This is a genomic window from Mesorhizobium sp. M7A.F.Ca.CA.003.01.2.1 (genome assembly GCF_003998945.1).
Taxonomy (GTDB): Bacteria; Pseudomonadota; Alphaproteobacteria; order Rhizobiales; family Rhizobiaceae; genus Mesorhizobium; species Mesorhizobium ciceri.
The window spans coordinates 1-13,614 of the sequence record NZ_RZRA01000032.1; the positions used below are offsets into that span (position 1 = coordinate 1).

General features: G+C 63.7%; 13 protein-coding genes. 8 read left to right on the forward strand and 5 right to left on the reverse strand.

The features are described from left to right. The 3 genes from EN969_RS03045 to EN969_RS03055 form a co-directional block, all read right to left on the reverse strand. The coding region (locus EN969_RS03045; RefSeq protein ID WP_164758136.1) for an AAA family ATPase at positions 1-1,789 on the reverse strand (1,789 nt) is incomplete at its 3' end. A 105-nt stretch (positions 1,790-1,894) separates the two neighbouring features. Continuing rightward, positions 1,895-2,638, reverse strand: coding sequence for a DsbA family protein (locus EN969_RS03050; RefSeq protein WP_013532754.1), 744 nt, complete (start codon positions 2,636-2,638; stop codon positions 1,895-1,897). A 163-nt stretch (positions 2,639-2,801) separates the two neighbouring features. Next, entirely contained in the window at positions 2,802-3,302 is a 501-nt protein-coding gene (locus EN969_RS03055) for a DUF721 domain-containing protein (RefSeq protein ID WP_013532755.1), read from the reverse strand. Between the two features lie 53 nt (positions 3,303-3,355). Between EN969_RS03055 and mutY the strand changes: the two genes are divergently transcribed. Together mutY and EN969_RS03065 are read left to right on the forward strand one after the other, a co-directional pair. After that, complete coding sequence (mutY, locus tag EN969_RS03060) at positions 3,356-4,561, forward strand: A/G-specific adenine glycosylase (protein ID WP_013532756.1); 1,206 nt, start codon at positions 3,356-3,358, stop codon at positions 4,559-4,561. Beyond that, on the forward strand, positions 4,554-5,165 hold the full coding sequence (locus tag EN969_RS03065; protein WP_013532757.1) for an HAD family phosphatase: 612 nt from the start codon (positions 4,554-4,556) through the stop codon (positions 5,163-5,165). Before mutY ends, EN969_RS03065 begins: the two co-directional genes overlap by 8 nt. A 66-nt stretch (positions 5,166-5,231) precedes the next feature. Here EN969_RS03065 and EN969_RS03070 read toward each other — a convergent pair whose 3' ends face one another. Next, entirely contained in the window at positions 5,232-6,365 is a 1,134-nt protein-coding gene (locus tag EN969_RS03070; RefSeq protein WP_013532758.1) for a site-specific DNA-methyltransferase, read from the reverse strand. Positions 6,366-6,540: 175 nt separating this feature from the next. Between EN969_RS03070 and EN969_RS03075 the strand changes: the two genes are divergently transcribed. Then, entirely contained in the window at positions 6,541-7,227 is a 687-nt protein-coding gene (locus EN969_RS03075; protein ID WP_013532759.1) for an HAD family phosphatase, read from the forward strand. Between the two features lie 42 nt (positions 7,228-7,269). Here EN969_RS03075 and EN969_RS03080 read toward each other — a convergent pair whose 3' ends face one another. Continuing rightward, positions 7,270-8,001: a hypothetical protein gene (locus EN969_RS03080; protein WP_013532760.1), complete on the reverse strand. Its 732-nt coding sequence runs from the start codon at positions 7,999-8,001 to the stop codon at positions 7,270-7,272. Between EN969_RS03080 and EN969_RS36585 the strand changes: the two genes are divergently transcribed. From EN969_RS36585 to EN969_RS03100, 5 genes are all read left to right on the forward strand, one after another. Beyond that, positions 8,000-8,128 (forward strand): hypothetical protein, encoded by a 129-nt coding sequence (locus EN969_RS36585; protein ID WP_263499029.1) that lies wholly within the window; start codon positions 8,000-8,002, stop codon positions 8,126-8,128. The genes EN969_RS03080 and EN969_RS36585 overlap by 2 nt on opposite strands. 1 nt (position 8,129) lies before the next feature. Further along, positions 8,130-9,527, forward strand: a complete 1,398-nt coding sequence (thrC, locus tag EN969_RS03085) for a threonine synthase (RefSeq protein WP_013532761.1) — start codon at positions 8,130-8,132, stop codon at positions 9,525-9,527. A 14-nt stretch (positions 9,528-9,541) separates the two neighbouring features. Further along, on the forward strand, positions 9,542-10,834 hold the full coding sequence (locus tag EN969_RS03090; protein WP_013532762.1) for a pitrilysin family protein: 1,293 nt from the start codon (positions 9,542-9,544) through the stop codon (positions 10,832-10,834). Positions 10,835-10,849: 15 nt separating this feature from the next. After that, positions 10,850-11,446: a GNAT family protein gene (locus tag EN969_RS03095; protein ID WP_013532763.1), complete on the forward strand. Its 597-nt coding sequence runs from the start codon at positions 10,850-10,852 to the stop codon at positions 11,444-11,446. Between the two features lie 3 nt (positions 11,447-11,449). Next, on the forward strand, positions 11,450-13,614 hold a 2,165-nt coding region (locus tag EN969_RS03100; protein WP_127418985.1), incomplete at its 3' end, for a diguanylate cyclase.

The following is a 13,614-nucleotide window of genomic DNA, read 5'->3' on the forward strand; positions in this document are numbered from 1 at the left end:
GCTGCAACCGGCGGCCATCGCCGGCGGCATCGACGATACCGATCTGCGCCAGGCGGCGGGCGAGCTGTGCCGGCGCGTGGACCACGCTGGCCAGGCTCTTCACGCCTTCCGGCAGAGCCGCGTCGCCGGGTTGGATCGCGCCTTCGCCCCAATGCACCGGCGCGCTGCGGTCGAGCGGCACGTCGAGGTCTTCGCCAAGGGCTGCACCCAGCGCCGTTTCGAAACCGCGATCGACGCTGATCTGCTCCAGCACGGCCGGGAAGAGATCGCCGCTGGCGGCATTGAGGATTTTTGCCAGCGTGCGCGCTTCGGTTTCGATCCTTGCCAGCTCGGCCCTGGCATCCTGAAGCGGTGGCCGGGCAGCGCTTTCGGCAGCGCGGGCATCGATGACCGACTGCTCGGCCTCGGACACGGCAGCCTCGGCCTCCTCCAGCAGCGCCATGGCCTGTTCGACCAGCACCCGCTTCTCGGCCGGATCGGGCAGGCCAGCGACCTTGGAGAGTATCTCCGACAATTCCCGGTCGACATCGGCAAGCTGACGCGCGAAGCGGTCGCGGCGCTCGGCGGTATCGCGCAGCGTCCGTTCGATCTGGTTGCGCGAGGCGGCAGCCTCGGCCCGCTCGGCAGTCAGCGCGGCGAGTTTGGCTTCGCTTTGTGAAAGCGTAGATGCCGCTTGTTCGAAAGCCGCGCGGGTGGTGGCCTCGCGCTCGGCGGCACCAGCATTTTCCGAATTGAGTGCCGCCTCTTCGGCGCGCAGGCGCTCGAGAATGTCCGCGTTGTCGCGGACCATGCGCTCCTCACGCGCGATATCGCCGTCGAGCTGCTGCAGCCGGCGCTCGAGTTCGCTCTGACGGGCGCGGATGCGGCCGGCTTCCTCTTCGATCTGCGACTTGGCGATCGAGAGGCGCTGGAAGGCAGCGGCGGCGGCGGCTTCCGCGTCGCGCAGGTCCGGCAGCCGATGGGCGCCTATGCCTTGCTCCCTGGCGGCGGCCATCTGGGCCGCGGCGCGGTCGCCGACCAGTGCCGTGGCAACCGCCAGCGCCGATCGCGCCTCGCCTTCCTGGGTTTTGGCCAGCGTCCAGCGCAGATGCAACAGCGTCGCTTCTGCCTTGCGGATATCGGCCGACAGGTTCTTGAAGCGGGACGCCTGGCGCGCCTGGCGCTTCAGGCTTTCGATCTGGCTTTCCAGCTCGCCGACGACGTCGTCCAGCCGTTCCAGGTTCTGTTCGGCCGCCTTCAGCCGCAGTTCTGCCTCGTGGCGGCGGGTGTGCAGGCCGGAAATGCCTGCCGCCTCTTCGAGCAGGGCGCGGCGTGCCTGGGGCTTGGCCTGGATCAGTTCGCCGATGCGGCCCTGGCCGACCATCGACGGCGAACGCGCACCGGTCGACTGGTCGGCGAACAGAAGCTGCACGTCCTTGGCGCGGGCCTCCTTGCCGTTGATACGGTAAAGCGAACCGGCCTCGCGCTCGATGCGGCGCGACACCTGCAGTTCGTCGGCATCGTTGAAGGCAGCGGGCGCCGAGCGGTCGCTGTTGTCGAGGAAGAGCGTCACTTCGGCGGTGTTGCGCGCCGGACGCGTGCCCGAGCCGGAGAAGATGACGTCGTCCATGCCGGACGCGCGCATATTCTTGTAGGAGCTTTCGCCCATCACCCAGCGCAACGCCTCGACAAGGTTCGACTTGCCGCAGCCATTGGGCCCGACAATGCCGGTCAGGCCGCGTTCGATGACGAACTCGCCAGGCTCGACGAAAGATTTGAAACCAAGGAGGCGAAGGCGCGAAAACTTCATTCGCGCCGCCCGCTAAGCGGATTTCCGTGGTTTTGCGAAAGGAATTCGCAGCACAACGAGAAGCCGCGCACGCCGAAGCGCCGCCGCCTCAGGGCTGACTGGACGTCAGAGCAGAGGGTCGATGATGGCCGACATTTCCTCAATCGACATCGCCCCCTTGTAGGTCTTACCGTTGATGAAGAAGGTCGGTGTCGAGTCGACCTTGAATTCATTGGCGCCGCGCTTCTGGACCGATCTCACATCGTCCAGAAGTTTCTGGTCCGTCAAGCAGGCCTCGAAGGACTCCTGTGTAAAACCGGCGAGCTTCGAGATTTGCAGCAGCGCATCCTTGGTATTCTGGACGCCAACCCAGTTCGCCTGCTGCCGGAACAGGACGTCGACCATGGGGTAATAGTTATCCTTGGCGCAGCGCGCCAGCATAAAACCGGCTTCGGCGCTCGGGTCGAACGGGAATTCGCGCAGGATGTAGCGAACCTTGCCGGTGTCGATGTACTTGGTCTTCAGGTCCGGAAAGGTGGTCTCGGCGAAATGCGCGCAATGCGGGCAGGTCATCGAGGCGTATTCGACGATGGTGACCTTGGCGTCGTCCTTGCCAAGCTGCTTGTCGGGCAGCGCGCCCGGCTTCATCAGTTCCGTCATGTCCACGGTGCCCTGGGCTTCCGGCGCGGTGGCGGCGGCCGGCGTGGCCGGCTTTGCGGGAGCGGCCGGCTCAGCGGGCTTCACATTCGCAGCCTTCGCCTCCTCGCCAGAGTCGCTGCAGGCCGCGAGCAGGGCCACCGCCGGAATGGCGGCCAGCGAAGACAGGACGTTTCTGCGAGACAAGCTTTGGCCAAACGGGGGACGGTTCATACGAATCACCTGACAAGGGTTGGATTTTGCAATGCAAAGACACGAAAAGGCGAGAGTTGGCGCGAATTAAGGCATCTCGATCCCCAATCCAATCGCGAAACCTGACAAGGGCGATCACGAATGCGAGATATAGACGACGAATCCATGACTTTCTTCAAGACGCCTATGATTTTCTCTCCCCAATAATGGTCGCGCCAAGTTTCTCCAGCGAGGCGCGCAGTCCTTCATTATCGACCAGGCCGACAGTCCCCGACAATTTCGTCTTCTCAGCCGCGGTCAGCGGTCTCAGGGCCGGTCTGCGCTTTCCTTTGTCGGCTGTCACCGGCTTCTGCAGGATCCTGATGCGGTTGATGGCGGTGAAGCCGAGGAAGGCGTTGACCCGGTTGATGATCTCGCCCGTCTCGTGCTGCAGATGAAGTGCCGCCATGCCTTCGCAGGCAATGACCAGCACGGCCGGCTCGAACGGATCGTCCTCATGCATACGGCGCGGCCACTGGATTTTTTCGGGGCGCGAGTGGCTGGCCAGCCGTGGGCCGGCGATCTCGTCCCATGACTGGACGAGGCCGATCGAAATGCCGGCCCGCTTGCGCAGCACCGGATCGAGGATCCTGGTCGCGAGATCGCTGACCGGGACGGGATTGCCGTAGGGCGTTCTCCCTGCCATGTACGTCCTCCAGCGACGACCCAGCAGATACCGGCCAGGCCAATACAAGATCAATGGCACCAGCAGACCAGACCCGCAAGACCGCATCCTGGGATAGTGGCAAAGCCACATCCGCAGATAGCAGCATAGCTGCATCTGGAGATAGCAGCACAGCTGCATCCGGTGTCAGCGACGATATCGCATCCCGCCTGCTCGGCTGGTATGATGTGCATCACCGTGAATTGCCGTGGCGCATCACGCCCCGTGAGCATGCACGCGGCGTGCGGCCTGATCCCTACCGCATCTGGCTCTCCGAGGTCATGCTGCAGCAGACCACCGTCGAAGCAGTGAAGGCCTATTTCCGGATTTTCGTCGAGAAATGGCCCGATGTCGAGGCGCTGGCCGCGACGCCAGCGGAGGACGTGATGAAGGCCTGGGCCGGGCTCGGCTACTACTCCCGCGCCCGCAATCTCAAGGCCTGTGCCGATCTTGTGGCTGCGCGTGGCGGCCGGTTTCCCGACACGGAGACTGGTTTGAGAGAATTGCCCGGCATCGGCGCCTATACGTCGGCGGCCATCACGGCGATTGCCTTCGACCGCCCCGCCGCGGTTGTCGACGGCAATGTCGAACGTGTCATCTCCCGGCTGTTTTCGATCACAACCCCGCTCAGCGAAGCCAAGCCCGAGATCCGCGCCCATGTCGAGCGCATGGTGCCCGGGATAAGGCCTGGCGACTTCGCCCAGGCGATGATGGATCTCGGCGCCACCATCTGTACGCCACGCCGGCCACGCTGCATGCTGTGCCCGCTGCGCGAAGACTGCGACGCGGTCGTTTCAGGCGATCCCGAGCACTTCCCGGTGCGCCTGCCCAAGGCCGACAAGCCGCAGCGGCACGGCGCGGCCTTTGTCGCCGTACGGGCCGACGGCGCCATCCTTCTGCGCAAACGGGCCGAGAAGGGCTTGCTCGGCGGCATGACCGAGGTGCCGACGACAGGCTGGACCGCGCGGATCGATGGGGCAACCACGCAAGCGGCCGCGCCGTTTCCCGCCGACTGGCGGCATGCGGGCCGCATTGCGCATGTCTTCACGCATTTCGCTCTCGAACTCGAAGTCTTTCACGCTCACATCAAAGGTGATGCGCCAGACGGGCATTTCTGGTCGCTCGCTCACGAGATTTCCGGCGAGGCGCTGCCGACTGTCATGAAAAAGGCAATCGAGGCTGCGATACCCGGCGCGACGAAAAAGCCGTCGCCACACAGTGCAAAGAGGCCCCATGACTGAAATACGCCACATCGTTTTCGATATCGGCCGCGTGCTGATCCACTACGATCCCAACATTCCGTTCAGCCGCCTCATTCCGGATGCCGAAGAGAGAAAGTGGTTTTTCGACAATGTCTGCACGCATGATTGGAACATCGAGCAGGATCGCGGCCGGACCTGGGAAGAGGCCGAGGCGCTGCTGATCGCGGACCATCCCGATCACGCGGAAAACATCCGCGGTTTCCGCCGCCACTGGCACGAGATGGTGCCGCATGCCTATGAGGACAGCGTCGCCATCATGGTCGGTCTGATCGAGAGCGGCCACGACGTGACCATGCTGACCAATTTCGCCAGCGACACGCTGGCCGAGGCCCGCGAGCGCTTCGATTTCCTCAATCGTCCGCGCGGCGTGACGGTGTCGGCCGATATTCGCCAGATCAAGCCCGACCGAGCCATCTACGATCACCACGTCGCCGCATTCGGCCTCGAACCGGCCGCGACGCTGTTCATCGATGACAGCCAGAAGAATGTCGACGGCGCCAAGGCGGCAGGCTGGCAATCGGTGCTGTTCACCGACGCAAGGACGCTTCAAGCAGACCTTGAACGTCTCGGAATCAAGGCCTGATTTGAATCGCTTCGCGCGATCCGTTGAGCCTTTGAATCAAAGGCATTCGAAGCAATTGGCAGGGGCTCAGGCCCCTGCCCGCTCCATGCCGAGCCGCGCGATGCGGCGAAGCTCGTCGATCGGGGTCAGGCCACCGCTGCGCTCATAATGCCAGAAGGTCCAGCCGTTGCAGGCATCCAGCCCCTGCACTTCGGCGCCGACCTTGTGGATCGAACCGGCGCTGTCGCCGATCGCCACCGTGCCGTCGGCCCGCACCTTGGCCGCCCAGCGCTTCTTGGCATCGTAGAGCGTCGCACCCGGCATCATCAGGCCGGTGTCGATCAGGCTGACGAAGGCAACGCGCGGCTCGGCGCGCTTGCCCGTGAGAACGGTGAGATCGGCACCATCCAGCGGCCGCACCGCGTCGATGCGCTCGTTGGCGGCGTCGATGTAGGCCTGCTCGCGCTCGATGCCGACGAAATGGCGGCCGAGGCGCTTGGCCACCGCGCCGGTGGTGCCGGAGCCGAAGAACGGATCGAGCACGATGTCGCCCGGTTTGGTCGAGGCCATCATGATGCGGGCAAGCAGCGCTTCCGGCTTCTGCGTCGGGTGCAGCTTGTCGCCATTGTCGTTCTTCAGCCGCTCGCCGCCGGTGCAGATCGGAAACAGCCAGTCGGAGCGCATCTGGATATCGTCGTTGGACGCCTTCATGGCTTCGTAGTTGAAGGTGTAACCCTTGCCCTTCTGGTCGCGCGTGGCCCAGATCATCGTCTCATGCGCGTTCTGGAAGCGGCGGCCGCGGAAATTCGGCATTGGGTTGGTCTTGCGCCAGACGACGTCGTTTAGGATCCAGAAGCCGAGATCCTGCATCTTGGCGCCGACACGGAAGATGTTGTGATAGGAGCCGATGACCCAGATGGTGCCGTTGGGCTTCAGCACCCGGCGCGCCGCCAGCAGCCAGGCACGCGTGAAAGCATCATAGGCCTCGAAACTCTCGAACTGGTCCCAATCGTCGTCAACGGCGTCGACCTTCGACTGATCAGGGCGGTGCAGGTCGCCGTCGAGCTGCAGATTGTAGGGCGGATCGGCGAAGATGACGTCGATCGATTTTTCGGGCAGCCGGTCTAGCGCGGCGACGCAGTCGCCCTTGAGGATCGTGTCCAGCCATTCGGATTGCTGGGGAGCGTGGGAAAGCTCGTCGAGAAGACGCACGGCAGACATTCTGACACCCAAGGCACGCGTTACTGTTTACTCCTGGTTATGGTTACCGATCAGCGTAAATATTCCGTGAAGGCAAGGGACTGGTGTGGCGAATTTGCGAAGGCGGCCCTGTTGGTGTATGCCGCGCCGCCTGAGCCTTCCGAGGCCACTTCGCCCTCCCATTGTCCGGATCACCATGCCCCAGCCAGACCTTGTCATCTTCGATTGCGACGGCGTGCTCGTCGATTCCGAGATCATCGCCGCCCGCGTCGACGCCGAGCTTTTGACCTTGGCCGGATACGAGATATCGGCTGAGGAGATTTCGGAGAGCTATGCCGGCCTGACCTTCAAGGACATCATGCTGCGGGTCGAGGAAAAGTCCCGCATTCCCTTCCAAGCCTCTCTGATCGACAGGGAGGAACAATTGGTCGACCGCAAACTGCGCAGTGACGTCCGCGCCATCGATGGCGCGCGCGAGGCCGTTGCCGCGGTAACCGTGCCGCGCTGCGTCTGCTCGAATTCACGCTCCGAGAGGATCGAATTCATGCTGGAAAAGGTGCATCTTCTGCCGTTTTTCACCGACCGGATTTTTTCGGCGATGGAAACACCGACCGCGAAAACGAAACCGGCGCCGGACGTGTTCCTGTTCGCGGCGGAGAAACTCAACGCCAACCCGGCGAACACTTTCGTCATCGAGGATTCCGTGCACGGCGTCCACGGCGCAAGGGCGGCGGGCATGCGGGTGATCGGCTTCACCGGCGCGGGACACAGTTATCCCGGCCATGCCGACGCGCTCACCGAGGCCGGCGCCGAAACGGTGATCCGCCGCTGGGCAGAGTTGAAAAGCGTGATCGCCGCGCTGTCGGAGTGGTCGGACGCCTGAGAAGCGTGCGCCGCGACGCACGCCTCATGCAACTGCCGAGACCTAGTTCGTCGCGGCAGCCCTCTTGCGGCGGGTCTTCTTCGACTTGTTGGCCGTTGCCTGATGCGCGGTTTCGTCATAGCCGGCAAAGGCCTGATAATCCTGGGCCGTCGGCTCGGGCACGACGACATTGGAATCGGTGAAGACGAACTGCGTGGCAACGGAAGGATCGGTGACCTGGACCTGATACTGGTGGAGCTGCGAATAGAGGACCTGGGTGCCGTGCATCACCGCCGTTCGGATCGGCATGGTGATCGTGCCTGGAGAAAACTTCGGTCCGGGGACAATCTTGCCGGCGACCGCAATCTTCATCGCCAACTGGCCGTTGGCACGGCTGCAGTCGCGTGTCACGTCGCTGACCGACGCCTGGTAGATGATATTGGCCGAATCGTCGGGCGGCGTTGCAGCAGCGGCGTCAGCCTCGGCCTGGGCCGCGGCATCCTGCGCGGCATCGCCGGTCTTCTTGATCCTGGGCTTGGGCTTCTGAGCTTCCCTGGAATAGGTGTTGAAGAAGGCCGTGCCGTCGCGCACGGTCACCCTGGGACAATAGGCCTGCAACTGGCTGGCCAGGATCTTGGGATCCTGCGGCGGCGGTGGCGCCGTCGGGTCCTCCTTCTTGCCGATGCCGAGGTTCAGGATGCCATTGTCGCCCGATTGGCAGCCGGCGGCGGCAAGCATAAAGCCGGTGAGCGCAAGACCCGCCAAAAAGCGACCACTGAATGTACGAAACGCCATGAAACTGCACTTCCCTCTCGCAAAGCTGGTGACGTATATCAACCGCGCGGCAAAAATGCGACTGAGCCAGTGCAGAATTAACCACCTTGCGGTGGACGGAAAAAGCCAGGCAGTAACGGAATTGTGACATGCACTATGTGAGTACCCGCGGGGAAGCCCCCGTTCTTGGATTTTCCGACGCCGTGCTGGCTGGGCTGGCGCGCGACGGCGGGCTCTACGTGCCGCGCGAGTGGCCACAGTTTTCCGCCGCCGAGATCCGCGCCATGCGCGACCTTGCCTATCCCGACCTTGCCATCCGCGTGCTGTCGCCGTTCCTTGGCGGCGAAATCCCGGCGCCCGTCTTCGAGCGGCTGGTCCGCGAAGCCTATGCCACCTTCCGCCACGAGGCTGTCTGCCCGCTGGTGCAGACCGGCCCCAACACCTTCGTCCTGGAACTCTTCCACGGGCCGACGCTCGCCTTCAAGGACGTGGCGATGCAGCTTCTGGCCCGGCTGATGGACCATGTGCTTGCCGAACGCGACCAGCACGCCACCATCGTCGGCGCCACCTCGGGCGATACCGGCGGGGCTGCCATCGATGCCTTTGCCGGTCGCAGCCGGACCGACATCTTCATCCTTTTCCCGCATGGCCGCGTCTCGCCGGTGCAGCAGCGGCAAATGACGACGTCGACGGCTGCAAATGTCCATGCGCTGGCGATCGAAGGCAATTTCGACGATTGCCAGGGCCTGCTCAAGGACATGTTCAACGATCACGGCTTTCGCGACCGGGTGGCGCTTTCGGGCGTCAATTCGATCAATTGGGCCCGCATCATGGCCCAGATCGTCTATTATTTCTCCTCGGCGCTGTCGCTCGGCGCGCCGGACAGGCCGGTTTCCTTCACCGTGCCGACCGGCAATTTCGGCGATATCTTTGCCGGCTATGCCGCCAAGAAGATGGGCTTGCCGATCGATCGGCTGGTCATTGCCACCAATGACAACGACATCCTGGCGCGCACTTTTTCGACCGGCGAATACCGCACCAAGGGCGTCTTTGCGACCACGTCGCCGTCGATGGATATCCAGGTGTCGTCGAATTTCGAACGCTTGCTGTTCGAGGCCTCCGGCCGTGACGCCGCGACCGTGCGGCGCTACATGGACGGCCTGAAGCAGTCCGGTGCTTTCACCATCGAACCCCACCAAATCGCCGGGATGCGGTCCGAATTCGACGCCGGCCGCGCTGATATGGACGAGGTCGCCGCCACCATCCGCTCGACGCTCGCGACCAGCAACTATCTGCTCGATCCGCACACTGCGGCAGCCGTGCATGTCGCCGCAGGCAAGGCGTCAGGCGCCGTGCCGATGGTGGTGCTGGGTACAGCACACCCGGCAAAATTCCCGGCCGCCGTCGAAGCCGCCAGCGGCGTGTCGCCCGCACTGCCCGCATGGCTAGGTGGGTTGATGACATCGGAGGAAAAATACACGGTACTTCCATCCGACCTGAAAATGGTGGAAGATTACGTCGGCCGCCGCGCGCGGGCGGCGCGTTAGGGAGTAGTAGCCATATGGGTGTTGAGGTAAGCCGTCTGTCGAACGGCCTGACAGTCGCCACCGAAACCCTTCAAAGCATCGAATCGGTTGCCCTTGGTGCCTGGGTGAAGTCGGGTGCCCGCAATGAACGTGACGACGAGCATGGCATGGCCCATCTGCTCGAGCACATGGCGTTCAAGGGCACGAAAAGGCGGAGCGCCTTCGAAATCGCCTCGGAGATCGAGGACGTCGGCGGCGAAATCAACGCCGCCACCAGCGTCGAGACCACCTCCTACTATGCCAGGGTGCTCTCCGACGACGTGCCGCTAGCCGTCGACATTCTTGCCGACATCCTGCAGGAGTCCGAATTCGACCCGCAGGAACTCGAACGCGAACAGCATGTGATCCTGCAGGAGATCGGCGCCGCGCACGACACGCCCGACGACATCGTCTTCGACCGTTTCACGGAAACCGCCTATCGCCATCAGACGATTGGGCGCTCCATTCTCGGCACGCCCGAAACGGTCAAGTCCTTCACCTCGAAACAACTTCACGACTTCATAGAGCGGCAATATGGCGCCGAGCGCATGGTGATTGTCGCCGCCGGCGACATCAAGCATGACAATTTCGTGCGCGAGGTCGAAAAGCAGCTCGGCGGCTTCCGCAGCAAGGCCGACAGCACCATCCCGCAATATGCGCAATATGTCGGCGGCGATTTTCGCGAGGACCGCGACCTGATGGACGCGCAGATCGTGCTGGGGTTCGAAGGCCGGGCCTATCATGTGCGCGACTTCTACGCCTCGCAGGTGCTGTCGATGATCCTCGGCGGCGGCATGTCGTCGCGCCTGTTCCAGGAGGTCCGCGAGAAGCGCGGCCTGTGTTACTCGGTCTATGCCTTCCATTGGGGCTTTTCCGACACCGGCGTCTTCGGCGTCCATGCAGCGACCGGCCAGAGCGACATCGCCGAACTGGTGCCTGTCATCATCGACGAACTGCAGAAGGCCGGTGAGAAGATCCTGCAGGAAGAACTCGACCGGGCGCGCGCCCAATATCGCGCCGGACTGATCATGTCAGCCGAAAGCCCGGCCAGCCGCGCTTCGCAGATCGCACGGCAACTGCTTCTGTTCGGCCGGCCGATCGCCAAGGAGGAACTGATGGAACGGCTGTCGGCGCTGACGATCGAGCGGCTGACCGATCTATCGTCGCGTTTGTTCTCGACCAAGCCGACGCTTACCGCTGTCGGGCCTGTGGGCACACTGGCGCCCTACGAGGCGATTCTCGAATCGCTCGCGGGCACGCAGACCGCGGCCCGCAAGCTCGCCGTCTAAGCCCCTCAAAGCGCCATGTTCGCGCTCCCTTTCTTTCGCCGTGACCTGCCGGCACTGAAAGGCGACCGTGTCACGCTGCGCGTGCCGTTCACCAACGACTATCGCGAGTGGGCGGCGGTGCGCGGGGAAAGCCGCGCTTTCCTCGAACCATGGGAGCCACGCTGGACTCCCGATGAACTCGACCGCAACGCATGGCGGCTGCGCATCAGCCGCTACCGCGAGGATTATGCTCAGGGAACCGCTATCGCCTTCTTTATCTTCGAGAGGAGCAGCGGCAAGCTTGCCGGCGGCATCACGCTCGGCAACATACGCCATGGCGTCTCGCAAAGCGGCCATGTCGGCTACTGGATCGGCGAGCGCTTCGGCGGCCGCGGCCTGATGACCGACGCGGTCAAGGTGGTGACCCGCTTCGCCTTCGATACGCTGAGGTTGCACCGGATCGAAGCGGCCTGTATTCCCGACAATATCAGGTCGATCCGCGTGCTTGAAAAAGCCGGATTTCGGCGCGAAGGACTGCTGCGATCCTATCTCAGGATCAACGGCATCTGGCAGGACCACTACCTCTACGCCCGGATCGCGGACGATCCGCCGGGCGTTGGAACGAAGGACTGATTTTTGACGAAATTCCTGCGCAACGGGCCGCTGTTCGCCATTGTCCTCGCGATACTCCTGACGCTGTGGGCGGCATCGTCGGCCTTCGCCGTCGAGCCGATCAAGATCGCCCGCGACGACGTCGCGCTCGACCTTTCCGGCGCCGTCGAGATCTACCGCAACCAGGGCGAGAATTTCCAGGTGTCGACCGCGCCGGGTCCGGACGGCATCGTGCGGCGCATCGAGGTCGAGGCCAATGATGCCCGTTCGACCGGCGACTGGGCTGTCTTCGCGCTCGCCAACACCACCGACCAGCAGCTCGACCGGCTGATCGTCGCACCGCATTTCCGCCTGGTGAATTCCGGCATCTTCTGGCCGGATCTGGGCTCGACCCGCATCGCTGCCATCACGCCCAGCGAAGGCTTCGCGCTCGACCGCCAGACCAGTCCCGACGCCGACGTTTTCCGGGTGACGCTGAACCCCGGCACGGTGATCACCTTCATCGCCGAACTGGCCTCGCCGAAGCTGCCGCAGGTCTACCTCTGGGATCCCGAATCCTACAAGGACTCGGTCAATTCCTACACGCTGTTTCGCGGCATCGTCATCGGCATTGCGGGCCTGCTGGCGCTGTTCCTGACCATCCTTTTCGTGGTCAAGGGGACCTCGATGTTCCCCGCGACCGCCGCGCTTGCCTGGGCGGTACTGGCCTATATCTGCGTCGATTTCGGCTTCCTCAACAAGGTCATCGAGATCTCGCCCGGCAATGAGCAGATGTGGCGGGCGGGAACGGAGGTGGCGCTGGCGGGAACCTTCGTGGTGTTCCTGTTCGCCTATCTCAACCTCAACCGATGGCACGGCCATTTCAGTTATGGCGCACTGGTCTGGATCCTCGGGCTGGTGCTGATCGCCGGCGTTGCGATCGTCGATCCCGCGGTCGCCGCCGGCATCGCCAGGCTGTCCTTCGCCGCCACCGCACTGACGGGGCTTGGCCTGATCATCTTCCTCGGGATTCGTGGTTATGATCGTGCGATCATGCTGGTGCCCAGTTGGGTCATGGTGCTGTTGTGGCTGTGCGGGTCGTGGATGGCGATCACCGGCATGCTCGACAACGACATCGCCCAGCCGGCCCTGGGCGGCGGGCTGATCCTGATCATCCTGCTGATCGGCTTCACCGTCATGCAGCATGCCTTTGCCGGCGGCGCGCTGCATCAGGGCCTGTTCTCCGACCTGGAGCGGCAGGCGCTTGCCGTGGCCGGATCGGGCGACACGGTGTGGGACTGGGACGTGCTGCGCGACCGCGTCGTCACCAAGCCCGATGTCAGCATCCAACTCGGGCTGGCGCCGAACAGCCTCGGCGGTGCGGCGCGTAACTGGCTGCCGGTGCTGCATGCCGACGACCGCGACACGTTCCGCACGACGCTCGACGTCGTGCTCGAGCACCGGCGCGGCCGGGTGTCGCAGAACTTCCGCCTGCGCGGCGCTGACGGCCACTATCACTGGTTCTCGCTGCGTGCGCGCCCGGTCATCGGATCCGACGGCGAAGTCATCCGCTGCGTTGGCACCATGGTCGACGTGACGGAGCAGAAAAAGTCCGAGGAAAGGCTGCTGCACGATGCCGTGCACGACAACCTGACCGGCCTGCCGAACCGCGAACTTTTGATGAACCGGCTGGAAGCGATCATCTCGATCGCGCGCACCGAAGAGAAGGTGCGCCCGACCGTCTTCGTCATCGACATCGACCGTTTCAAGCAGGTCAACGACGGGCTCGGCATCTCGGCCGGCGACACCATCCTCTTGACCATCGCGCGCCGCCTGCACCGGCTGCTCAAGCCGAAGGACTCGCTGTCGCGCTTTGCCGGCGACCAGTTCGCGCTGATGCTGTTGTCCGAACAGGACCCGGCCCGCATCGCCGCCGTGGCGGATGCCATCAAGCATGCCATCAACAATCCGATCACCTTTGCCAAGCGCGAGATCGTGCTGACCGCCTCGATCGGATTGATCACCTGGAATTCGCCACAGATGTCGGCCGAGGACATGGTCAAGGATGCCGAGCTTGCCATGCATCAGGCCAAGCGCTTCGGCGGCGACAGAATCGAGCCGTTCCGTCCGGCTTTCCGCACTGTCGGCACCGACAGGCTGCAGTTCGAATCCGACCTGCGCCGCGCCATCGAGCGGCGCGAATTCACCCT

Excerpts from the sequence above, each read along its gene's own strand:
- EN969_RS03070 (WP_013532758.1), bottom strand. The coding sequence starts at position 6,365 with ATGTCTGCCGTGCGTCTTCTCGACGAGCTTTCCCACGCTCCCCAGCAA.
- mutY (WP_013532756.1), top strand. The coding sequence starts at position 3,356 with ATGGCACCAGCAGACCAGACCCGCAAGACCGCATCCTGGGATAGTGGC.
- thrC (WP_013532761.1), top strand. The coding sequence starts at position 8,130 with ATGCACTATGTGAGTACCCGCGGGGAAGCCCCCGTTCTTGGATTTTCC.
- EN969_RS03090 (WP_013532762.1), top strand. The coding sequence starts at position 9,542 with ATGGGTGTTGAGGTAAGCCGTCTGTCGAACGGCCTGACAGTCGCCACC.
- EN969_RS36585 (WP_263499029.1), top strand. The coding sequence starts at position 8,000 with ATGAAACTGCACTTCCCTCTCGCAAAGCTGGTGACGTATATCAACCGC.
- EN969_RS03075 (WP_013532759.1), top strand. The coding sequence starts at position 6,541 with ATGCCCCAGCCAGACCTTGTCATCTTCGATTGCGACGGCGTGCTCGTC.
- EN969_RS03080 (WP_013532760.1), bottom strand. The coding sequence starts at position 8,001 with ATGGCGTTTCGTACATTCAGTGGTCGCTTTTTGGCGGGTCTTGCGCTC.
- EN969_RS03050 (WP_013532754.1), bottom strand. The coding sequence starts at position 2,638 with ATGAACCGTCCCCCGTTTGGCCAAAGCTTGTCTCGCAGAAACGTCCTG.
- EN969_RS03065 (WP_013532757.1), top strand. The coding sequence starts at position 4,554 with ATGACTGAAATACGCCACATCGTTTTCGATATCGGCCGCGTGCTGATC.
- EN969_RS03055 (WP_013532755.1), bottom strand. The coding sequence starts at position 3,302 with ATGGCAGGGAGAACGCCCTACGGCAATCCCGTCCCGGTCAGCGATCTC.
- EN969_RS03095 (WP_013532763.1), top strand. The coding sequence starts at position 10,850 with ATGTTCGCGCTCCCTTTCTTTCGCCGTGACCTGCCGGCACTGAAAGGC.